Source organism: Microbacterium sp. NPDC097977 (genome assembly GCF_040302605.1).
Classification (GTDB): domain Bacteria; phylum Actinomycetota; class Actinomycetes; order Actinomycetales; family Microbacteriaceae; genus Microbacterium.
In genome coordinates, this window is sequence record NZ_JBEOUR010000022.1 from 22,234 (window position 1) to 42,803 (window position 20,570).

At 69.0% G+C, this 20,570-nt stretch carries 20 protein-coding genes; 11 read left to right on the top strand and 9 right to left on the bottom strand.

Going from position 1 to position 20,570, the window contains the following annotated elements:
• Positions 1-14: 14 nt before the first annotated feature.
• The gene (locus tag ABTZ43_RS07350) at positions 15-659 is read right to left on the bottom strand and encodes a helix-turn-helix transcriptional regulator (RefSeq protein WP_350538355.1); all 645 of its coding nucleotides are present in this window, start codon (positions 657-659) and stop codon (positions 15-17) included.
• Between the two features lie 100 nt (positions 660-759).
• Here ABTZ43_RS07350 and radA point away from each other — a divergent pair, with 100 nt between their 5' ends.
• A complete protein-coding gene (gene radA / locus ABTZ43_RS07355; RefSeq protein WP_350538356.1) occupies positions 760-2,127 on the top strand; it encodes a DNA repair protein RadA in 1,368 nt (455 codons plus the stop codon).
• A gap of 838 nt (positions 2,128-2,965) precedes the next feature.
• On the opposite strand, the gene ABTZ43_RS07360 is transcribed toward radA, so the two are convergent.
• From ABTZ43_RS07360 to ABTZ43_RS07375, 4 genes are all read right to left on the bottom strand, one after another.
• Positions 2,966-3,394, bottom strand: a complete 429-nt coding sequence (locus ABTZ43_RS07360; RefSeq protein ID WP_350538357.1) for a dehydrogenase — start codon at positions 3,392-3,394, stop codon at positions 2,966-2,968.
• Between the two features lie 314 nt (positions 3,395-3,708).
• Entirely contained in the window at positions 3,709-4,365 is a 657-nt protein-coding gene (locus ABTZ43_RS07365) for a P-loop NTPase family protein (RefSeq protein ID WP_350538358.1), read from the bottom strand.
• 9 nt (positions 4,366-4,374) lie between these two features.
• Positions 4,375-4,878 (bottom strand): amino-acid N-acetyltransferase, encoded by a 504-nt coding sequence (locus tag ABTZ43_RS07370; RefSeq protein WP_149422288.1) that lies wholly within the window; start codon positions 4,876-4,878, stop codon positions 4,375-4,377.
• 121 nt (positions 4,879-4,999) lie between these two features.
• The gene (locus ABTZ43_RS07375) at positions 5,000-7,525 is read right to left on the bottom strand and encodes an ATP-dependent Clp protease ATP-binding subunit (protein WP_056415517.1); all 2,526 of its coding nucleotides are present in this window, start codon (positions 7,523-7,525) and stop codon (positions 5,000-5,002) included.
• A gap of 228 nt (positions 7,526-7,753) precedes the next feature.
• On the opposite strand from ABTZ43_RS07375, the gene ABTZ43_RS07380 reads away from it, so the two are divergent.
• Genes ABTZ43_RS07380 through ABTZ43_RS07390 form a run of 3 tightly spaced genes read left to right on the top strand, consistent with a single transcriptional unit; the run spans position 7,754 to position 9,242 of the window.
• A complete protein-coding gene (locus ABTZ43_RS07380; protein WP_350538359.1) occupies positions 7,754-8,374 on the top strand; it encodes a hypothetical protein in 621 nt (206 codons plus the stop codon).
• Positions 8,374-9,015, top strand: a complete 642-nt coding sequence (locus ABTZ43_RS07385) for a hypothetical protein (RefSeq protein WP_056415510.1) — start codon at positions 8,374-8,376, stop codon at positions 9,013-9,015. The genes ABTZ43_RS07380 and ABTZ43_RS07385 overlap by 1 nt, the downstream gene beginning before the upstream one ends.
• Positions 9,012-9,242: a helix-turn-helix domain-containing protein gene (locus ABTZ43_RS07390; RefSeq protein WP_045253663.1), complete on the top strand. Its 231-nt coding sequence runs from the start codon at positions 9,012-9,014 to the stop codon at positions 9,240-9,242. The genes ABTZ43_RS07385 and ABTZ43_RS07390 overlap by 4 nt, the downstream gene beginning before the upstream one ends.
• Before the next feature lie 10 nt (positions 9,243-9,252).
• On the opposite strand, the gene ABTZ43_RS07395 is transcribed toward ABTZ43_RS07390, so the two are convergent.
• Positions 9,253-9,615, bottom strand: a complete 363-nt coding sequence (locus ABTZ43_RS07395; RefSeq protein WP_056415503.1) for a YbjQ family protein — start codon at positions 9,613-9,615, stop codon at positions 9,253-9,255.
• 108 nt (positions 9,616-9,723) lie between these two features.
• Here ABTZ43_RS07395 and ABTZ43_RS07400 point away from each other — a divergent pair, with 108 nt between their 5' ends.
• Both ABTZ43_RS07400 and ABTZ43_RS07405 read left to right on the top strand, forming a co-directional pair.
• Positions 9,724-10,077 carry a hypothetical protein gene (locus tag ABTZ43_RS07400; protein ID WP_350538360.1) on the top strand — a complete coding sequence of 118 codons (354 nt, stop codon included), beginning with the start codon at positions 9,724-9,726 and terminating at the stop codon, positions 10,075-10,077.
• A gap of 171 nt (positions 10,078-10,248) precedes the next feature.
• Complete coding sequence (locus ABTZ43_RS07405; RefSeq protein ID WP_350538361.1) at positions 10,249-11,667, top strand: dicarboxylate/amino acid:cation symporter; 1,419 nt, start codon at positions 10,249-10,251, stop codon at positions 11,665-11,667.
• A gap of 87 nt (positions 11,668-11,754) precedes the next feature.
• Here ABTZ43_RS07405 and ABTZ43_RS07410 read toward each other — a convergent pair whose 3' ends face one another.
• Together ABTZ43_RS07410 and ABTZ43_RS07415 are read right to left on the bottom strand one after the other, a co-directional pair.
• The gene (locus ABTZ43_RS07410; RefSeq protein WP_350538362.1) at positions 11,755-13,485 is read right to left on the bottom strand and encodes a cation:proton antiporter; all 1,731 of its coding nucleotides are present in this window, start codon (positions 13,483-13,485) and stop codon (positions 11,755-11,757) included.
• Between the two features lie 40 nt (positions 13,486-13,525).
• Entirely contained in the window at positions 13,526-13,816 is a 291-nt protein-coding gene (locus ABTZ43_RS07415) for a MerR family transcriptional regulator (protein ID WP_149422280.1), read from the bottom strand.
• Positions 13,817-13,942: 126 nt separating this feature from the next.
• Between ABTZ43_RS07415 and ABTZ43_RS07420 the strand changes: the two genes are divergently transcribed.
• The 4 genes from ABTZ43_RS07420 (at position 13,943) to ABTZ43_RS07435 (ending at position 17,588) form a co-directional block, all read left to right on the top strand.
• Complete coding sequence (locus tag ABTZ43_RS07420) at positions 13,943-14,365, top strand: Hsp20/alpha crystallin family protein (protein ID WP_149422279.1); 423 nt, start codon at positions 13,943-13,945, stop codon at positions 14,363-14,365.
• 120 nt (positions 14,366-14,485) lie between these two features.
• Positions 14,486-15,520, top strand: a complete 1,035-nt coding sequence (locus ABTZ43_RS07425; protein WP_262492045.1) for an LLM class flavin-dependent oxidoreductase — start codon at positions 14,486-14,488, stop codon at positions 15,518-15,520.
• Between the two features lie 443 nt (positions 15,521-15,963).
• On the top strand, positions 15,964-16,884 hold the full coding sequence (locus ABTZ43_RS07430; RefSeq protein WP_350538363.1) for an endonuclease domain-containing protein: 921 nt from the start codon (positions 15,964-15,966) through the stop codon (positions 16,882-16,884).
• A gap of 497 nt (positions 16,885-17,381) precedes the next feature.
• Positions 17,382-17,588, top strand: coding sequence for a methyltransferase (locus tag ABTZ43_RS07435; protein ID WP_235564067.1), 207 nt, complete (start codon positions 17,382-17,384; stop codon positions 17,586-17,588).
• 39 nt (positions 17,589-17,627) lie between these two features.
• Here ABTZ43_RS07435 and pheA read toward each other — a convergent pair whose 3' ends face one another.
• Positions 17,628-18,578 carry a prephenate dehydratase gene (pheA, locus tag ABTZ43_RS07440; RefSeq protein WP_149422276.1) on the bottom strand — a complete coding sequence of 317 codons (951 nt, stop codon included), beginning with the start codon at positions 18,576-18,578 and terminating at the stop codon, positions 17,628-17,630.
• A 62-nt stretch (positions 18,579-18,640) separates the two neighbouring features.
• On the opposite strand from pheA, the gene pgm reads away from it, so the two are divergent.
• Positions 18,641-20,284 carry a phosphoglucomutase (alpha-D-glucose-1,6-bisphosphate-dependent) gene (gene pgm, locus ABTZ43_RS07445; RefSeq protein WP_149422275.1) on the top strand — a complete coding sequence of 548 codons (1,644 nt, stop codon included), beginning with the start codon at positions 18,641-18,643 and terminating at the stop codon, positions 20,282-20,284.
• Positions 20,285-20,570 lie beyond the last annotated feature (286 nt).

Sequence of the window (20,570 nt, forward strand, 5' to 3'; positions counted from 1 at the left end):
AGGCAGATGCGCGCCTAGGCGGCGGTCATCTCCGTCAACGTCAGCTGCACGACGCACTCCGCAGGTACAGCGCAGTCCGCCGGGAGGGCGGAGGTGCGCACGGCCTCGGCGGCGAGTGGCCCACCGGCTTGGGTGAGCACCCCCTGCATGAGGCCGAGGTGCACGGTGCACAGCATCGGACGGTCTTCGGCGCGGCCCGCGGCGTGCGGGCAGGGGCTGAGATCGACGGTGAGCTGCTCGTCATCGACGACGGGCTCGAAGCCGCTCTCTTCCAGATGTTCGATCAGGGCGTCCAGCTGATAGGTCGCGTCGCGACCCAGAGCCGAGGCGGATGCCGGCAGCACCCGGCGCAGCAGGTCGCCGCGCTCGGCGGCGGCCTTGGCCTTGTTCCTCGCGATGGGGCTCGACGCGTCGGCCGTCCCGGTGGCGGCGCTGTACAGGGTGCGCGGGCGGCCGCGGGTGGTGCGGTGCTCGCTCGCCTGGATCACGTAGCCGCCTTCGATGAGGCGCTGCAGGTGCTCGCGCACCGTGTTCGGATGCAGGCCGGTGGCCCGGCACAGCTCGTCGATCGTCCGCTCCGCGCGCGTCTGCACGAGATGCAGGATCTGCACTCGGGAGAACGTCGAGATCGGCCCGCAGACGGGCCCGCCATTGGCCATGACTCCAGTATCCCGTGGCCTCTGCGCGACTTCGACGGGTTCGGCCGTGAATAATGCCTCGGCTGATAGGGATGTCAGATGCCGGCGATAGCCTGACAGCATGGCCACCCGAAAACCCGCCCCTCCCGCCTACGTCTGCACCGAGTGCGGATGGACGACGGCGAAGTGGGTCGGCCGCTGCGCCGAGTGCCAGCAGTGGGGCACCGTGCAGGAGCATGGCGCGCAGACCGGCATCCTGAGCCGGATCACTCCCCTCGCCCCGACGGCGGCGAAGGCTGCACGACCGATCACGCAGATCACGACCGAAGACGCTCCCCGTCGCACGAGCGGGGTGGGCGAGTTCGACCGCGTGCTCGGCGGCGGCATCGTGCCCGGCGCCGCGATCCTGCTCAGCGGCGAGCCCGGCGTGGGCAAGTCGACTCTGCTTCTCGAGGTCGCAGCCAAGGCCGCAGCCTCGGGCCGGCGTGTGCTCTACGCGAGCGCCGAGGAATCCCCCGCCCAGGTGCGGCTGCGCGCCGAGCGCACCGGGGCGCTGCACGACGAGCTGTACCTCGCCAGTGAGACCGACCTCGCGACGATCCTCGGGCACATCGACGAGGTGCAGCCGCAGCTCGTGATCGTCGACTCGGTGCAGACGGTGTCGTCCTCACTCATCGACGGAGCCGCGGGCCAGCCGAGCCAGGTGCGCGAGGTGGCGTCGGCGCTGATCCGCGTGGCGAAAGACCGCGGTCTGCCGATCATCATCGTCGGCCACGTCACGAAAGACGGCCAGGTGGCCGGCCCCCGGGTGCTCGAGCATCTCGTCGACGTCGTGTGTCACTTCGAGGGCGACAGGCAGACGTCGCTGCGGTTCATCCGCGCGCTGAAGAACCGGTTCGGCCCGACCGACGAGGTCGGATGCTTCGAGATGACGGGCGACGGCATCGCCGAGGTCCCCGATCCGTCCGGCCTGTTCCTCTCGCAGGGCGCGACCGAGCCGGGCACGTGCGTGGCGATCTCCCTCGAAGGGCGCCGTGCGCTCCCCGTCGAGGTGCAGGCGCTCACGATCACCACCACCGCTCCGAATCCGCGACGCGTCGTGCACGGTCTCGACTCCTCACGGGTGGCGATGGTGCTGGCGATCCTCGAGCGGCGCGCGGGGATCAAGACCAGCACGCTCGATGTGTACGTGTCGACGGTCGGCGGTGTGCGATTCACGGAACCGGCCGCAGATCTCGCCATCGCCATCGCCGTCGCCGGGTCGATCCAGCAGATCTCCGTGCCGCGCACCGTCGCCGCAGTCGGCGAACTCAGCCTCGCGGGCGAGATCCGCCCCGTGACCCAATCCGCTCAGCGTCGCTCCGAGGCCGCGCGACTCGGCTACGAGCAGGTCGTCGACGATCGGTCGAAGACGCTGCGCGCCGCACTCAACGACGTCAGGGCTCGCAACACGAACCGACGCAGCGACGCCGACATCCCGCCCTTCTGACCCGGCCGGCTTCGGCGGCCCGCGAGACAGCCGGGGCCACTTTCGCACCCAAAACGCCCGCGCCCGGTGCCGAACTGACCCCGCCCAGACCCCAGGTGCGGAACTGACCCCGCCCAGCGCTGCCCTGCCCTGTTCTGCCCTGGCCTGCCCTGGCCTGTTCTGCCCTGCCCTGCCCTGCCCTGGCCTGCCCTGGCCTGTTCTGCCCTGCTCACTCCACGCCCGCCCCCGCCCCGCGAGCCGCCCTGCGGGGTCACTTTCGCACCGCCCCGCCGTCCGGGGCCACTTTCGCACCCGAAACGCCCGCATCCGGTACGAAAGTGACCCCGCCCAGCCCCCACGTGCGGAACTGACCCCGCCCAGCGCGGCCCTGCCGCCTCCGCACTCGCCCCGCGAGCCGCCCTGTGGGGTCACTTCTGGATCGCCCCGCCGTCCGGGGCCACCTTCGCACCGGGCCGCCATCCGGGGCCACTTTCGCACCCGAAACGCCCGCATCCGGTGCGGAACTGACCCCGCCCAGACCCAAGGTGCCGAAGTGACCCCGCCCAGCGCGGCCCCACTCCGCACCCGCCCCGCGAGCCAGCCGGGGTCACTTCTGCATCGCCCCACCAGCCGGGGCCACTCTCGCACCCGAAACGCCCGCATCCAGTGCCGAAGTGACCCCGCCCAGACCCAAGGTGCAGAACTGACCCCGCCCAGACCCCTGGTGCAGAACTGACCCCGCCCAGACCCCGGGTGCGAAACTGACCCCGCACCTGACGCGCGACGCGCCAACCACGCACCGGCGGCTGACGCGGGCGGGCGCACACGCGTCACAGGGCCCGCAGCAGTGCGCCCGGGATCAGGCCTCGAGAGCTTTGAGGATCTCGTCGGGCGAGGCCTGCATCGGATGCGGTCCCGCGATGTCGAGGAACACGGTCGTGATCGGGTGCGTGCCGAGGAACGCGCGCAGCCAGTCCGCCGTATAGATGCCCACGCCTGGCGGCAGATTGCCGGGCTTGTTCCGGGCGTCGCTGAACAGGAGCAGCGCCAGATCGCCGGAGTTCGGATCGCGATACGTCCACACCTCGCCACTGTCGAGCGGGTTGTCTCGCGCCCCCGGCTTCACCAGGGGTACGACCGTGACCCCGTGACGCAGTGCCAGGGCGACAGCGGCGATGTCCTGCTTCTCCAGCGCCTGCGCGAGCGCCTCCGACCGGAAATCCTCGGGTGCGGGCTTCTTCTTCGCCGACTTCGCCGACTTCGCGGACTTCGCCTTCTTCGCTGCCATGCATCCAGCATATTCAGCCGGCGCCGACATCGCGGCGGCATCACGCTCGCACCGCGAAGGGCAAGAAGTGGGGCCCTCTCGAGTCATCCATTGGGGACTGGGGTACTCGGGAGGGCCCTCGGACCCTCGGGCGGCATGTCGAAGCGCTGGGGACGCTGAGCTCGACGCCATTGGGGATGGCATGCGCCGCAAGTCTGCGAGGGTCACCCCAATGGTATCCCAAATATCGGACAGTGTCAGCCCGAAACTGAGTGCAGGTCGGTATTCGAGACCTTCGGCCATTGCCGCATTCGACCAGCGACGCGCCTGACCGCTCAGTAGAGCAGGATCTGAGCGGTGCTCGCGCCCTTGAAGCCGCCGATCTCGACCGACACATGGTACGAGGCTCCACCTCCGGGAGCGCGCGGACGGTTCTCGTCCGCGCAGGTCTCGACGCTCGACCGGGTGCGATCCCAGGTCACCGGCACCTTGCTCGTCACGGTGGCGCCCGCGGCGAGGGTGGCGATCATGCTGCTCGGATTCTCCTGGCAGTCGGTCGATGTCCACCACACGTCGGAGCCGCTCGACACGGTGAATCGCTGCGTCGTCGACCCGACGTCGATCGCGCAGTCCGTCGAGCCGCGGTTCGTCAGCGAGATCGACAGCTGCGGCAGGACACCGGCCGGGTAGGACTCGGCATCCGTGACGGCGGCGACCTCGACATCGCCCGCCTTGCACGCGACCAGCCCCGGCGATTCCTCCGCCGACGGCTCGGGTGCGGGCGACTCCGACGGGGTCGCGTCCGGCGAGGCCGACGGCGTCGCGCTGGCGGTCGCCGACGAGGTCGGCGCCGGCCCGGCTTCCGTCGCACTCGCCCAGGGACGAGCGACCAGAGCCCACACGGCGGCGGCGATCACCGCCAGGAGCAGGATCACCGCGACAAGGGTCACCAGACGCCGACGACGGTAGACGGCGGCGGACTGACGGGGCATGATCCCAGGTTAGTTGAGGGCCTTGAGCATCCTGGTGTTGCCGAGCGTATTCGGCTTGACGTGGGCGAGGTCGAGGAACTCCTCGACTCCCGCATCCCCGCTGCGCAGCAGCTGCGAGTACACGTCGGAGTCGACGACCTGCTCGCCGATGGGCGTGTAACCACGACGGCCGAAGAAGTCGACCTCGAACGTGAGGCAGAACAGCCGGCTGAGACCGAGCACCCGCGCCTGGTCTTCGAGACGCCCCACGATGGCTCCGCCGACGCCGTGGTGCAGCCAGTCCTCTCGGACGAGCAGAGTGCGCACCTCGCCCAGGTCCTCCCAGAACACGTGCAGTGCACCGCACCCGATGAGTTCCCCGTCGGCTTCGGCCACGACGAACTCCTGCACCGCGCCGTAGAGGACGGCGAGATCCTTGCCGAGGAGGATCCGCTGCTCGACCATCGGCTGCAGCAGGTTGCGGATGCCGACGATGTCCGCGCTGCGCGCCGGACGGACGATGTACTCACTCACGTCGTCAAGCCTAGAACCCGCCACCCCCGAGACCCTGAGTCCGCGCGGAGCGCCGAGAACCCCCGGACACGCAGAAGGGGCGGATGCAGCTCGCATCCGCCCCTTCTGATTCAGACCGGGATCACTCCCCGCTGGCGACCGCCAGGTCGGGGGTAGCCGAGATCTCTCCGCCGGTGTTCACGCCGACAGCGACCTTCTCGCCACGGGGACCGTGCTCGAACAGGAACTCGCCGTCCTTCGCATCGACCTTCACGTGGTCGCCGGGGTTGAGCTCGCCGTGCAGGATCTTCTCCGACAGGCGGTCCTCGACCTCGTGCTGCATCGCGCGACGCAGCGGGCGGGCACCGAGTGCCGGATCGAACCCGATCTCGATGAGACGCTCCTTGGCCGTCTGCGAGAGCTCGATCGTCATGTCGCGGTCGAGCAGACGCTCTCCGAGCCGCTTCGTGAACAGATCGACGATCTGCACGAGCTCGCTCTTCGACAGCTGCGGGAACACGATGATGTCGTCGACACGGTTGAGGAACTCGGGCTTGAAGTTGCGCTTGAGCTCCTCGTTGACCTTGCCCTTCATCCGCTCGTAGCTGGTCGAGTTGACGCCCTCGATCTGGAAGCCGACCGGACCGCCCGCGATGTCACGAGCACCGAGGTTGGTGGTCATGATGATGACGGTGTTCTTGAAGTCGATCATGCGTCCCTGACCGTCGGTCAGACGACCCTCTTCGAGGATCTGCAGGAGCGAGTTGAAGATGTCCGGGTGGGCCTTCTCGATCTCGTCGAACAGCACCACGCTGAACGGCTTGCGACGCACCTTCTCGGTGAGCTGGCCGCCCTCTTCGAATCCGACGAACCCGGGAGGGGCACCGAACAGACGGGAGACGGTGTGCTTCTCACCGAACTCGCTCATGTCGAGCGAGATGAGAGCGGCCTCGTCGTCGAACAGGAACTCGGCGAGCGCCTTCGCGAGCTCGGTCTTTCCGACACCCGTGGGGCCGGCGAAGATGAACGAGCCCGAAGGACGCTTCGGGTCCTTGAGGCCGGCGCGCTGACGACGGATGGTCTTGGAGAGTGCCGCGATGGCCTCCTCCTGACCGATGACGCGCTGGTGCAGCGCCTTCTCCATGAAGACGAGTCGCGAGGACTCCTCTTCCGTCAGCTTGAAGACCGGGATGCCGGTGGCCTGTGCGAGCACCTCGGCGATCAGACCCTCGTCGACGACCGCAGCGGTCGCGACGTCGCCCGAGCGCCACTGCTTCTCGAGGCGGAGGCGCTCCGCGAGGAGGCTCTTCTCCTCGTCGCGCAGCGATGCGGCCTTCTCGAAGTCCTGGTCCTCGGAGGCGACTTCCTTCTGCTCGCGGACCTTGGCGATCTTCTCGTCGAACTCGCGCAGCTCCGGCGGCGACGACAGGATCGAGAGCCGCAGGCGGGCGCCGGCCTCGTCGATCAGGTCGATGGCCTTGTCGGGCAGGAACCGGTCCGACACGTAACGGTCGGCGAGGTTCGAGGCCGCGACGATGGCGCCGTCGGTGATCTGCACCTTGTGGTGCGCCTCGTACCGGTCGCGCAGTCCCTTGAGGATGTTGATCGTGTGAGGGAGGCTCGGCTCGTTCACCTGGATCGACTGGAAGCGGCGCTCGAGAGCGGCATCCTTCTCGAAGTGCTTGCGGTACTCGTCGAGCGTGGTGGCACCGATGGTCTGGAGCTCTCCACGGGCGAGCAGCGGCTTGAGGATGCTCGCCGCGTCGATCGCGCCTTCGGCGGCACCCGCACCCACGAGGGTGTGGATCTCGTCGATGAAGACGATGATGTCGCCGCGCGTGCGGATCTCCTTGGTGACCTTCTTGAGGCGCTCCTCGAAGTCACCGCGGTAGCGGGATCCGGCGATGAGCGAGCCGAGGTCGAGCGAGTAGAGCTGCTTGTCCTTCAGCGTCTCGGGCACATCGCCCTTGACGATCGCCTGAGCGAGGCCCTCGACGACGGCGGTCTTGCCGACGCCGGGCTCGCCGATGAGGACGGGGTTGTTCTTGGAGCGACGAGACAGGATCTGCATGACCCGCTCGATCTCCTTCTCGCGCCCGATCACCGGGTCGAGCTTGTTGTCGCGCGCGGCCTGCGTGAGGTTGCGGCCGAACTGGTCGAGCACCTGCGAGCCGCCCTGGGCGCTCGGGGTGTCGTTCGACTGCGCACCGACGGCGGCGGGCTCGCGTCCTGGTGCTCCGGAGAGGAGTTGGATGACCTGCTGGCGGACCTTGTTGAGGTCGGCGCCGAGCTTGACCAGGACCTGGGCTGCGACACCCTCGCCCTCGCGGATGAGACCGAGCAGGATGTGCTCGGTGCCGATGTAGTTGTGACCGAGCTGCAGAGCCTCGCGGAGGCTGAGCTCGAGCACCTTCTTGGCGCGCGGCGTGAACGGGATGTGACCGGTGGGCTGCTGCTGGCCCTGTCCGATGATGTCCTGAACCTGCTCGCGGACGGCGTCAAGGGAGATGCCGAGGCTTTCGAGTGCCTTGGCTGCGACACCCTCACCCTCGTGGATGAGGCCGAGCAGGATGTGCTCGGTGCCGATGTAGTTGTGGTTGAGCATCTTCGCCTCTTCTTGGGCGAGGACGACCACTCGACGGGCTCGGTCCGTGAATCTCTCGAACATGCTGTGACTCCTTATTCGCACTGGGGCGAAGCGAGGATCCCTCGACGGTCTCCGCGCCTGTACATCGAGAGTAACCACCGTGCGGAGGCAGTATGCCCGTGTTCGCCGTCGGCATAGCGGCGTGACGGCCCCTCGCAGCGCCGCGGATGCGGGCGGGGTTGACGCACATATCGACAGTCGATATGTTAACGATTATCGGTAATAACGATCAACGATAAGGAGTGGATGATGACCTCGACGAAGACCCGCACGATCTCCCTCGGCGACAGGGGGGCGCTGATCGGCTTCTGCATCGCCGGCATCGCGATCGCCGCCTACATCACCGTGTTCTCGATCATCCGGATCATCGAACTCGCCCGCGGCGTCGACGTCCCCGTGCTCGTCGAGTTCATCGGCTCGAAGACCCCGGTCGACCTGCCGCTCAGCACCGGGGACAGCATCTCGGTCGGCCTCGACAGCGCCGTCATCACGGCGCCCGAGCTGCCGATGATCGCGATCGTGCCCGGCATCATCGCGCAGATCGCCCAGATCCTGACGATCGTCATCGTGATCGGATGCCTCGTCATGCTCGCCCGGAGCGTACTCACCGGCCGTGTCTTCAGCGGTCGCAACACCGTCCTCGTCGCGACGGCCGGAGTCACCGGACTCCTCGGCTTCGCCGCGGTGCGCTTCTTCGACAACATGCTGGCCAACGCGACCGTCGCCCGCATCACCGGCAACGGTGTCGAGAACGCCGTGATCAGCGTCGAGCCCTTCACGTTCGTGCTCGCGGCGTTCGTCTTCGCGCTCACCAGCACGGTCTTCGTGATCGGCGACCGCCTGCAGCGCGACACGGACGGCCTCGTCTGATGAGCGGGCTCGCGACGACTCCCACCAGGTCGCAGAGCGCCGACGCGATCACCGTCATCCTCTTCGGCGCCGCCGCCGTGATCGTCACGGCGATCAGCACGGTCCTCCGCGTCCTCTCGACCTTCCGAGACCAGGGCATCGCCTGGTCGATCCCCATCGACGAGCAGCCGATCGACGCCACGGTCGACTCCGGGGCGGTCTCCGTGCAGGGGATCGCGCAGCACGCGATGGTGTTCGCGACCGGGGTGGATGCCGCGTCGACGGCGGCGATCATCGGCTCGCTGGCGCTCTGGGCGATCGCTCCGCTGATCGTCATCGTCGGGATCATGGTCGTCGCCGGGAACTTCCTCCGCGGACGCTTCTTCGTGCGCTCGAACGCCCGGGCCTTCGACACGATCGGATGGACTCTGGTGCTCGCGCCGATGCTGATCGTGATGCTCGAGAACGTCGGCCTCAACGGAGTGTCGGCGGCCGTGGGCCTGGAGGGCGGCGGACCCGTGCACCCGATCGAATTCTGGTCGATCGTGCCGATCTTCGCGACCGGTGTCGCCGTGGGTCTCATCGCCGCGGCGTTCCGCCAGGGTATCCGCCTGCAGAAGACGAACACCGCGCTCGCGAACGACACGAAGGGACTCGTATGAGCCCGGCGGAGAACGACGACGAGCTCACCGGCATCCACTGCCGACTCGACGAGCTGCTCGCGGAACGCGGCATGACGCTCACCGAGCTGAGCACCCGCGTGGGCGTCAGCATCGTCAACCTGTCGGTGCTGAAGAACGACAGGGCGCGGGCGATCCGCTATTCCACGCTTCGGGCGATCTGCGACGCGCTCGCCTGCGAGGTCGGCGACCTGCTGGTGCTCGCCTAGCCGGCAGGCGTCAGGCCTGCTGCGGCTGCGGCGGCTGCGGCGCGGAAGCCGCCGGCGCGAGGGGCTCGACCACGACGGCGGTGCCGTACGCGCAGATCTCGGTGAAGTTCGCGATCGATCCCGCATCGAACCGCATCGCGACAATCGCATTGCCGCCACGCTGCAGGGACTGATCCCACATCCGCTGCATCACCACCTGGCGGGCCTCGTACATGACCTGCGTGTACTCGGGGATCTCGCCGCCGCCGAGCGAGCGGAATCCGGCGGTGAACCCCTGACCGAAGTCTGTCGACCGCACGGTCAGACCCATCACCTCGCCCAGCACCTGGGTGATGCGGTAGCCCGGCACGTCGTTGGTCGTCACGATGAACATGAGGCCATCGTGGCAGAGCGAGGGCGCCGGGCACAGCACGAGCAGGTGGGGACTCCTCCCCATGCAACCCCCACTATGAATTGCCTGTGGGCCGCTAGCGTCTTAACCATGACCCTCAACGACCGCACCCAGCGCACTTCTTCCCGCATCCTCATGGCCCTGCCCATCGCGGCCCTCGCCTTCTCGCTCGCCGCCTGCGGTGGCGCGGCGCCCGAGCGCCCGTCCGCCCAGCAGGTCGCAGACGGCCTCACCTCCGTGCTCGAGGACCAGGGTCTCCGAGACTCGTTGTCCGACGACGTCGTCCTCTGCCTCTCCGAGGCGCTCGTCGACTCCGAGGTCTCCAACGAATCACTGGATGCGATCGCCAAGGGCGACGAGAACGTCAAGACCGACCAGAAGGAAGGCGCTCTCGTGCAGAAGACCATCAACGATGCCGCCCCGGATTGCGCGCCTACCGAGTAATCCGCCTCACTGCGGTCAGTGGCTCAGCTGTCCCACAATGACTGACGAAGGATGACGGATGCCGCGGCATCCGTCATCCTTCGTCATGTCGGCCTCGGAATTCGCGCGCCCTCATAGCGTTGAGCGTTATAGCGTGCACACGGCGCGCACCGATCCTGGAGTCCCCACCCCATGAGCACCACCGCCCGCCCCACGAAGGCGCCAGACACCCGAGGTCCCGTCCGGAAGCTGCTGACGTCGTTCGGCTTCCAGATCCTCGCCGCCCTCGTCCTCGGCATCGCCGCCGGCCTGATCGCCCGCCAGCTCGGCGCCACGGCCGACAGCCCGAACGGCCTGTCCGCCACCCTCGACACGATCGGCAGCTCGTACGTCACGCTGCTGCGCGCCGCCGTCGTACCGCTGATCTTCACTGCGATCGTCGCCAGCATCTCGAACCTGCGTCGGGTGCAGAACGCCGCTCGCCTCGCGGGCCAGACCCTGCTGTGGTTCGCGATCACCGCGTTCATCGCCGTGACCATCGGCATCACCCTCGGCCTCGTCCTGCAGCCCGGTTCGCGTGCCGGCGAGGGCCTCGAGCCCAGCGACCCGTACACGGTGGGCACCTGGTGGAACTTCCTGCTGGGCCTGATCCCGCAGAACTTCCTCGGTCTCAGCGTGAACACCAACCCCGGCGCCACCGACGGCACGTTCAGCTCGAGCGTGAACTTCAACATCCTGCAGGTCATCGTCGTCGCCGTCGCGGTCGGCATCGCCGCGCTCAAGGCCGGCAAGAAGGCCGAACCTTTCCTCGCCTTCACCGAGTCGCTGCTCAAGGTCATCCAGCGCGTGCTGTGGTGGATCATCCGCGTCGCCCCGCTCGGCACGTTCGGACTCATCGGCGCCGCGGTCGTCAAGTACGGCTGGGAGAAGCTCGCCGCCCTCGGCTGGTTCGCCATCGCGGTCTACATCGGCCTCGCGCTCGTGCTGTTCGTCGTCTACCCGGTGCTCGTCAAGACGCACGGGCTGTCGATCAGGCAGTACTTCTCGGGCGTGTGGCCCGCCGTGCAGCTCGGCTTCGTGAGCCGCTCCTCGATCGGCACACTGCCCCTGACCGAGCGCGTGACCGAGCGCAACCTCGGCGTGCCCCGCTCGTACGCCTCGTTCGCCGTGCCGTTCGGCGCGACCACGAAGATGGACGGATGCGCGGCGATCTACCCGGCCATCGCCGCGATCTTCGTCGCCCAGTTTTTCGGCATCGAGCTGAACTTCGTGCAGTACCTGCTGATCGTGCTGGTCTCTGTCGTCGGCTCCGCAGCCACGGCGGGCACCACCGGCGCGACCGTCATGCTCACCCTCACGCTGTCGACCCTCGGTCTGCCGCTCGAAGGTGTCGGCCTGCTGCTCGCGATCGACCCGATCCTCGACATGGGCCGCACTGCGGTCAACGTCGCAGGCCAGGCACTCGTCCCCGCGATCGTCGCCAAGCGCGAGGGCATCCTCGACGAAGAGCTCTACAACGCGCCGCGCGAGGGGCTGCCGTTCGCAGACGACTCGGACGACGACGAGGCGGATGCCGCGGCATCCGAGAACGCGCCCGTCGGCACTCGCTGACCCGCACCGCTCGCCGGCCCGCACCACGGAACCGACCGGACGCCCCGCCCACCTCGGGCGGGGCGTCCGTGCATGCGGCGACCTGCGCTACGCGCGACCCTGCTGACGCGTGGCACCACGGGTGTCGAGCGCGAGTTCCTCGGCGTCCATCGCGGTCATCAGCTCGCGCATGACCTCTTCGTCGAGGTTGCCGGCGTCGCGCTCGGACAGCAGGATGTCGCGGCGCACCTGCAACCACCCCCGAGACAGGGCGACGAGGTCGTCGTACGAGGGCCGCGCCGCCGCATCCTCGACCTCCTGCGCCTCATCCGTGTCCTTCTCGACCCGGGTCATGCGCTTGGTGAAGGCGTCAAACACGCTGAGGTCCACCGCGCCGTACTTGGCCTCCCACTCGACGCGCTTCTCGGCGAGGAACGCCATCCCCGCCTCGCGGCTCTTGGCCCTGATGTCGGCGATCGCCCTCTCGTCGTCCTCGTCCTCGACATCGCTGGCGATGCCGAGCCCGCGGATCAACAGCGGCAGCGTGAGGCCCTGCAGCAGCAGGGTGCCGACCGTCACGATGAAAGCGACGACGACGATCGCGTGCGACGGCTCGGTGTCGAGGGCCGCGAGATCGGCCGCGGCGAGCGCGGTCGCGAGCGTGACCACGCCACGCATCCCCGCCCACGAGATCACCGCATTGTCCTTCCACGTCAGCTGGAGCCCCGCCATGCGATCGCGCACGATCTGGGACCGCAGCTCTTCGGGGGTGTACTGCTCCCAGCGTTTCGACTCACGGCGACGCGCTTCGAAGGCGCCCGAGGCGACGGAGCGATCCCAGCGTTCCAGCCGGCGCCGGTCCTGCCGGTTCGCCCACAGGTTCGCCGGGTAGACGTACAGGGGTCGCATGACGAGGACGACCAGCAGCACGGCGCCCGACAGCAGCAGGATGCGACCCACCTCCTCGCCACCGAGGTCGCTGAGCACCCGGGGGAACTGCAGACCGATGTACGCGAAGACGAAGCTCTCGAGCAGCAGGTCCGCCGACAGCCACAATGGCTTCTCCTGCTGGCGCGTCGTGTAGTCGGTACGGGGGGAGTTGTATCCGACGTAGAGGCCCATCGCGACCACCGCGAGCACACCCGAACCCAGCAGGTGCTCGGCGATCGCGTAGGCGCCGAAGGGGGCGAGCAGCCCGAACGTGCCGATCACGACGGCGTCATTGATGCGCATGCGCAGCTGGTGCAGCACGATGCCGAACACGAGACCGATCGCGACGCCGACCCCGACGGCCATCAGGAACTGGCCGATGCCGTCGACGATGCCCACCGTGGCGCCGGCGATGATCGCCGCGAACACCCGGTACAGGGTCAGCGAGGTCGCGTCGTTGATCAGGCTCTCACCCGACAGCACCGTCATGATGCGACGCGGAAGCCCGAGCTTGCGGCCGATCGCGGCCGCCGAGACGGCATCGGGCGGAGCCACGATCGCCCCGAGCAGCAGGGCGCCCGGCAGGGTGAGCGAGGGCAGGATCCACCACGCGACGAGTCCCACGGCGACCGAGGTGAGCAGCACGAGCGTGATCCCGAGTCGGCGGATCTGGGGCAGGCTGCGCTTGAAGCCGACGAACGAGACGTCGAGCGCCGCCGAGTACAGCAGCGGCGGCAGCACGAGGTTCAGCAGCAGGTGCCCGTCGATCTCGACATCGGGCACGAACGGCAGGAAGGATGCCGCGAGCGCGACCACCGTCACGAGCAGCGGCGCCGGCCACCCTCGCCATCGGGCGATGGCCGCCACGATGACAGCACCGACCAGCACGTAGAAGATCTCCGCATCCATGCCTTCACGCTACTGGGCGGATCGTCGGTGCACGCATCCCTCAGTCGGTCGACGCCGCATCGCCCAACGCCGCGCGTAGGCCGACGTTCTCGTCCTGCAGTGCGAGGACGCGGGCGATGCCGACGATGTTGATGCCGTCGTCGCGCAGTTCCGCCGCACGACGCAGACGATCGATGTCGTCCTCGCTGTACCGCCTGGTTCCCCCCTCGCTGCGGGCCGGCGTCAGCAGCCCCCTGCTCTCGAACAGGCGCAGGGTGGCCTCGGGGAGGTCCACGAGCTGCGCGGCGACGGCGATGCCGTACAGGGGCGTGCGGGGGTCGCGGCGGATCATGCGTCGAGATCCCTTCGATCGACTTGCGGTGTTCTGAGATTTGTTCTATAAAAAATCTACACCAACTGATGCAGATTATCTGCATCACCCATCCGCCCTCCTGGGCCGCTCGAAAGGAGAAACCTCATGGCACTGACCTTCGATCCCTTCAGCCAGCTCGATCGCTTCGCCGCGAGTGTGCTGGACTCCGGTCGCGCTCCCCGGCTGATGCCGGTGGACCTCTATCGCGACGGCGACCGCTACATCCTGCACGCCGATCTGCCGGGCGTCGATCCCGGGTCGATCGACGTCGACCTCGACGGGGGCCAGCTCACGATCCGCGCCCAGCGCACGGCCGACACCCGCGACGGCGCGCGCTGGCTCGCCCGCGAACGCGGTGCCGGGTCGTTCCTGCGTCAGTTCACCCTCGGCGACGGCGTCGACCTCGACGGCATCAGCGCCTCGTATGAGAGCGGTGTGCTGTCGGTGATCATCCCGGTGAGCGAACGAGCGAAGCCGCGCAAGATCACCGTGGAATCGGCGGAGCGCCCTCAGGCCATCGACGCCTGAGCGCGCGCGTGGGGCGGGCGTCACGACCCGCCCCACGCGTCGCCTCCCTCTCACGCGTCACCGTTCCGCATCCGTTCCGCCGTCGGGAATGCGCCGCTGTCGCCCGGCGTTGAGACCGGGGTGACTGCTCTCTCCGTTCTCGACCTCGTCCCGGTGCGTACCGGGCAGACCAGCGCCGAGGCCATCACGGCCTCCCTGTCCCTCGCGGCCGTCGCCGACCGACTCGGCTATCGCCGCTTCTGGTTCGCCGAGCACCACAACATGCCCGCCGTGGCATCCACCACTCCCCCGGTGCTGATCGCGGCTGCGGCGATGCGCACGTCGAAGATCCGTCTCGGGTCCGGCGGCGTCATGCTGCCCAATCATGCGCCGCTCATCGTGGCCGAGCAGTTCGCCGCGCTCGAGGCCATCGCCCCCGGACGCATCGACCTCGGCCTGGGTCGCGCCCCCGGCAGTGACCCCGTGATCACCCAGCTGCTGCGCGGATCGGGCACCACCAGCGACGTCGAGCAGTTCCCCCGCCACGTGCAGGACATCGGCGCCCTCGTGTCGGGCGACGGCGCGTCGCTGCGTTTCACCTCCGGCGGCGAATACACCGTGCGGGCCACCCCGGCTGCGACCGGCGCCCCCGTGGTGTGGCTGCTCGGATCGAGCGACTACTCGGCCCAGCTCGCCGCGTCGCACGGACTGCCCTACGTGTTCGCGAACCACTTCTCGGGGCAGGGTCTCGAGCGAGCCCTCGATCTCTACCGCACCGGCTACCAGCCGAGCGAGGAGCACCCCGAGCCGCAGACGTTCCTCACCGTGAACGCCGTGGCCTCGCCCACGCAGGAAGAGGCCGAGGCCCGCGCCCTGCCGCAGCTGCGCATGATGGCGAGGCTGCGCCTGAACAAGCCGCTGGTCGCGCTCGAGACCGTCGAAGAGGCACTGGCCGCCGAGACGGATGCCGCGACCGACCAGGTCGTCGAGGCTGCGCGTTCGCGTTGGTTCGTCGGCACCGGTGACTCGGTCGCCGCCGAGGTGCGAGAGTTCGCCACGAAGCACGGCGTCGACGAGGTCATGCTGTCGCCGGTCGCCGGGGCGTACGAGTCCGAGCCGCGCGACAGCGCCGCCGGTCGCGCTCAGACACTCGAGCTCATCGCCGCCGCGGCGTAGGGCTCGGCCGGTCCGGTACGCCTGCCCGGACCGGACCGGAGCGGTCCGTGCGGCCTAGGGCTCGTCCGGTCGGGAGGGCCCGTCCGGCGTCCGTCCGGCGTCCTCCCATCCGACGCTCTCCCATCCGACGCTCTCCCGTCCGACGTTCTCGCGGAGCGCCTGCACGGCGTCCGGCCGGACGTCCGCCCGCATCCAGGCGGGGTCAATTTCGCACCCGAAACGTCGCTTGAGGATGCAGAAGTGACCCCGCACCGGCAGCCGGATGCAGAAGTGACCCCGCGCCGGCAGCCGGATGCGGAAATGGCCCCGCACCCCACCGGCCCCGAAGCGATCGACTCACGACCTGCCCGCGGATGCTGTCCACAGGCGCGACTTATTCACATTCCCCGGAAATCCGGCGACGAGGATGCCCGAGCGCTGCGTCAAGTGTCCATGCTGGTCGGATGCGCCATCGGATACTCCTGCCCGACGAACTCGCCTGCCATTTCACCGTGCGGCAGGCTGCGGCCTCAGGTGTAGGCCGTGGTCGTCTGGCCGCACGTGATCTCGACCGTCCGTTCCGCGGGGTCCGGTCGATCACGACGGCGGAGACGGCGCTCGAGCGCGTGGCCGCGCTCGCACCGCGGCTTCGACGCGGTCAGCTCATCGGCGGGGAGACGGCGATGCGGGTGTGGGGGTATCCGCATCCCGGCAAGTGGAGCATCGATGCACCGATCACCGTGGTCGTGGCGACCGGTTCGGCCCGCGTCCGCAGCCACGGCGTCACCGGCCTACGCCTGGCAGAGGGACGCGCGGATCCCTGGCGGATCGGCGAGATCCCGCTCGTCGATCCGGTCACGGCGCTGTTCATGTGCGCGGGGACGCTGACCGACGATCAGGTGGTCATCGCGCTCGACGCCATTATCACCACGGCGGACAACTACCCCGGGCGGCGGGTGGGGCGTCCGACGCTCACCACGGCCGACATCGAGCAGCGTCTGCAGGCCTGGGTCCGCTTTCCCGGTTCCCGACGAATCCGAGATGCGCTGTCCCGCACACGTGATGGAGTGGAATCGCCGAAGGAGACCGAGACGCGGCTGGCCCTCGTCACGGGCGGTCTTCCCGAACCCGTCGTACAGCACGAGATCCACGAGAACGGCGTGCTCATCGCGCGAAGCGATCTCGCCTATCCCGACCTCAGGATCGCGATCGAGTACGAGGGCGATGGCCACCGCACCAGCCGCGACCAGTGGCGGCGCGATATTCAGCGACAGCGAGAACTCGAGGGTCTCGGATGGATCGTCATCCGAGTGACCCAGCTCGACCTCGCCGACACACGGCCGCTGCTGGAGCGCATCCGGCACGCGATGGCATCCCGCCGCTGACTCCCGCCTTCTCCTCCCTCGCGTCCTCGCCCCGGCCCGCCGCGGCCCGTCGCCCTCCGACTCTTCGAGCGGGGCCACTTCCGCATCCGGCTGTCCGAGCGGGGCCACTTCCGCACGCGAGCCTCCCAGCGGGGCCACTTCCGCACCCCCCAAGCGGCCTTTCCGATGCGAAAACGACCCCGCTCAGACCGTGATACGAAACTGACCCCGCCGGCCCACCGACCACCCGAGCCTCCGAGCCTCCGCTTCCGCACCCTCTCCGAGCGGGGCCACTTCCGCACCCCCAAGCGCCCTTTCCGATGCGAAACTGACCCCGCGCAGATCGCGATGCGAAACTGACCCCGCGCAGATCGCGATGCGAAATCGACCCCGCGCAGATCGCGGCTCGCGGTGCGAACCCGCACCGGCACGGGCGGAGGTGAGCGCGACACGTCCCGCGGGGCTGGTATTCCGGTGCCCCGAGGCGTAGCGTCACCCTCAACGGAAGGGGTTCGATGATGAGCACCAAGACCCTGGCACTCTGGGTGGCCTACGGCACGAACGGCGTGGTCGGCAGCGTCCGCCACGACGACGAGGGCTACACGGTCGTGATGGCGGGATCCGACGCCGCATCCGGCGTGTACCCGACCCTCGAGTCGGCGAAGGGCGCGCTGCATGCGCGGATGCGGCCGGGCAGCGCCTGGCCGAGGTTCCAAGAGCACTGACGGCCGGACGACCGCGGCGACGCGAGGCGGCCGCGAGGCTCAGGTGTCGGGCTCGCCCGAGAGGATTCCCCGCAGCCAGTCGCGCGCCTCGACGAAGATCTCGTCGGAGTACCGCTCCGGGTACTGCACGATCTGACGATCGGCACGCGGGTACGACCCGAGGAACACCACGCGCGGGCTGAACCGACGGATGCCGAGCAGCGCGTCGGCCATGCGCTCGTGCTCGATGTGCCCGTCGGCATCGATCACGAACCGGTAGCGGCCGAGTTCGTCCCCGATCGGGCGTGACTGGATCAGCGACAGGTTGATGCCGCGCGTCGAGAACTGCTCGAGCATCTCGAGCAGCGACCCGGGATGGTCGTTCGGGAGCTCGACGATGAGCGAGGTCTTGTCGGCGCCGGTCGGGGCGGGAGCCGTGGTGGTGCGGGTCACGAGCACGAAGCGTGTGACGGCCTGCGCGTTGTCGCCGATCCCCTCCGCCAGGACGTCGACGTCGAGGTGCTTCACGACGCCGGGTGCGGCGATGGCCGCCTGCACCGGGAGGCTCCCGTCGAGCATCCCGATCGCCGAGGCGACGTTGCTCGCGGCGGGCACATGGGAATGGGTCGGCAGGTGAGCGCCGAGCCAGCCATGGCACTGCGCGTAGGCCACGGGGTGTGCGGCGATGACCTGCACGTCCGACAGCACGGTGCCGCGCGGGGCGACCAGCACGAAGTTCACCGGCACCAGGTATTCCCCGATGATCCGCAGACCCGGCATGGTGGCCAGAGCATCCTGCGTGGTCGAGACACCGCCCTCGATCGAGTTCTCGATCGCGATCATCGCCGCGTCGCTGCGCCCCTCGAGCACATCCGCCAGCGCCTCGCCCACGTTGTGCACGGCACGCCGGTCCTGACCGCGTGCCTCGGCGACCTGATCGAGCGCTGCTTCGGTGAACGTTCCAGCGGGGCCGAGATAGCTGTAGGTGCGGCGTGCAGTCACGCGTTTCACCTTAGGGCACCCGCAGACGCCCAGAAGATGCGCGCAGACCCGGATGGGGGCAGACTGTCTGCATGACGAGCCGTGCCGGCCTCCCCGCGGAGGAAACTGACCTCATCGATGTCGACGAACTGATCGCCGCCTATTACGATCGCATCCCCGACCCCGGCGTCGCCGCCGAGAGGGTCGCGTTCGGCACGAGCGGCCACCGCGGCTCGTCGCTCACGGGCAGCTTCAACGAGAACCACATCCTCGCGACGACGCAGGCGATCGTCGACTACCGCGCAGGTCAGGGCATCACCGGCCCCCTGTTCCTCGGTCGCGACACCCACGCCCTCTCGCTGCCCGCCGAGCGCAGCGCCATCGAAGTTCTGGTCGCGAACGGGGTCGACGTCCGCGTGGACTCCCGCGACGCCTGGGTCCCGACCCCTGCGCTCAGCCACGCCATCCTCACTTTCAATCGCGACCTTCCCGCGGATGCCGCCGGCCGTGCCGACGGCATCGTCGTGACCCCCTCCCACAACCCCCCGCGCGACGGCGGCTTCAAGTACAATCCGCCGCACGGCGGACCGGCCGACACCGACGCGACCGGGTGGATCGCCGACCGCGCCAACGAGCTGATCGCCGGCGGACTGGTCGATGTGAAGCGCGAGCGCTTCGCCGACGTCGACTGGGATGCGATTCCGGGCTACGACTTCCGCGATGCCTACGTGCGCGACCTCGCGACGATCATCGACATGGATGCCATCCGCAACGCCGGAGTGCGCATCGGCGCCGATCCCCTCGGCGGCGCGTCCGTGGAGTACTGGGCGCTCATCAAGGAGGTGTATGACCTCGACCTCACCGTCGTGAACCCCGAGGTCGACCCCACCTGGCGTTTCATGACGCTGGACTGGGACGAGAAGATCCGCATGGATCCGTCCTCCCCCTCGGCCATGGCCTCGCTCGTCGCCAAGAAGGGCGACTTCGACGTGCTGACCGGCAACGACGCCGACGCCGACCGCCACGGCATCGTCACCCCCGACGCCGGGCTGATGAACCCCAACCACTACCTGGCCGTCGCGATCGACTACCTGTTCTCGCACCGGTCCGAGTGGCCCCGCGACGCCGCGATCGGCAAGACCCTCGTGTCGTCGATGATCATCGACCGGGTGGCCGAGTCGCTCGGTCGCCGCCTGCTCGAGGTTCCCGTGGGCTTCAAGTGGTTCGTTCCCGGACTGCTCGACGGGTCGGTGGCGTTCGGCGGCGAGGAGTCGGCCGGTGCGTCGTTCCTGCGGTTCGACGGCTCCGTGTGGTCGACCGACAAGGACGGCATCCTGCTGTGCCTGCTCGCCGCGGAGATCATCGCCGTCACGGGCAAGACGCCGTCGGAGCGGTACGCCGAACTCGAGCAGGCCTTCGGATCGTCGGCCTATCAGCGGGTCGACGCTCCGGCGACGCCCGCGCAGAAGGCGACGCTGGGCAAGCTGGCCCCGGATGCCGTCACGGCGACGACCCTCGCCGGCGAGGACATCACGGCCAAGCTCTCGCACGCACCGGGCAACGGCGCCGCGATCGGCGGGCTGAAGGTGCAGACCGAGCACGCCTGGTTCGCCGCGCGCCCGTCGGGCACCGAAGACGTCTACAAGCTGTACGCCGAGAGCCTGCGCGGACCCGAGCACCTCGCAGAGGTGCAGGCCGAGGCACGCGCCGTGGTGTCGGCCGCTCTCGGAGGCTGAGTCCCGCACTCGTCCCGCCGCCTCCTGCCCCCGCACGTCACCACGTGCGGGGGCAGAGTGCATCCGGGGGCGGGAAGAGTTCCTGGGCGGGCGGCGGCGCGGGTGCGTGCGGGCGGCGCGGGCGGCGCGGCGCGGGCGGCGGGGGTGCCCGCTCACCCCGGGTGCGGGGTCACTTTCGCACCGGAGTCGGTCGATTCCCGTGCGAAAGTGACCCCGCCCGGTGGGCGGGGCGAACGCCGGGCCGAAACGCACCCGCCCAGCTCGCCGGCGGGGTCGACATCCACGC

Coding starts and splice junctions, on each gene's coding strand:
- ABTZ43_RS07395 (WP_056415503.1), bottom strand. CDS start 9,615: ATGTTCATCGTGACGACCAACGACGTGCCGGGCTACCGCATCACCCAG.
- ABTZ43_RS07380 (WP_350538359.1), top strand. CDS start 7,754: ATGACCTCGACGAAGACCCGCACGATCTCCCTCGGCGACAGGGGGGCG.
- ABTZ43_RS07420 (WP_149422279.1), top strand. CDS start 13,943: ATGGCACTGACCTTCGATCCCTTCAGCCAGCTCGATCGCTTCGCCGCG.
- ABTZ43_RS07350 (WP_350538355.1), bottom strand. CDS start 659: ATGGCCAATGGCGGGCCCGTCTGCGGGCCGATCTCGACGTTCTCCCGA.
- ABTZ43_RS07415 (WP_149422280.1), bottom strand. CDS start 13,816: ATGATCCGCCGCGACCCCCGCACGCCCCTGTACGGCATCGCCGTCGCC.
- ABTZ43_RS07405 (WP_350538361.1), top strand. CDS start 10,249: ATGAGCACCACCGCCCGCCCCACGAAGGCGCCAGACACCCGAGGTCCC.
- ABTZ43_RS07430 (WP_350538363.1), top strand. CDS start 15,964: ATGCGCCATCGGATACTCCTGCCCGACGAACTCGCCTGCCATTTCACC.
- ABTZ43_RS07435 (WP_235564067.1), top strand. CDS start 17,382: ATGAGCACCAAGACCCTGGCACTCTGGGTGGCCTACGGCACGAACGGC.
- ABTZ43_RS07385 (WP_056415510.1), top strand. CDS start 8,374: ATGAGCGGGCTCGCGACGACTCCCACCAGGTCGCAGAGCGCCGACGCG.
- ABTZ43_RS07410 (WP_350538362.1), bottom strand. CDS start 13,485: ATGGATGCGGAGATCTTCTACGTGCTGGTCGGTGCTGTCATCGTGGCG.
- radA (WP_350538356.1), top strand. CDS start 760: ATGGCCACCCGAAAACCCGCCCCTCCCGCCTACGTCTGCACCGAGTGC.
- ABTZ43_RS07365 (WP_350538358.1), bottom strand. CDS start 4,365: ATGCCCCGTCAGTCCGCCGCCGTCTACCGTCGTCGGCGTCTGGTGACC.
- ABTZ43_RS07400 (WP_350538360.1), top strand. CDS start 9,724: ATGACCCTCAACGACCGCACCCAGCGCACTTCTTCCCGCATCCTCATG.
- pgm (WP_149422275.1), top strand. CDS start 18,641: ATGACGAGCCGTGCCGGCCTCCCCGCGGAGGAAACTGACCTCATCGAT.
- ABTZ43_RS07375 (WP_056415517.1), bottom strand. CDS start 7,525: ATGTTCGAGAGATTCACGGACCGAGCCCGTCGAGTGGTCGTCCTCGCC.
- ABTZ43_RS07390 (WP_045253663.1), top strand. CDS start 9,012: ATGAGCCCGGCGGAGAACGACGACGAGCTCACCGGCATCCACTGCCGA.
- ABTZ43_RS07360 (WP_350538357.1), bottom strand. CDS start 3,394: ATGGCAGCGAAGAAGGCGAAGTCCGCGAAGTCGGCGAAGTCGGCGAAG.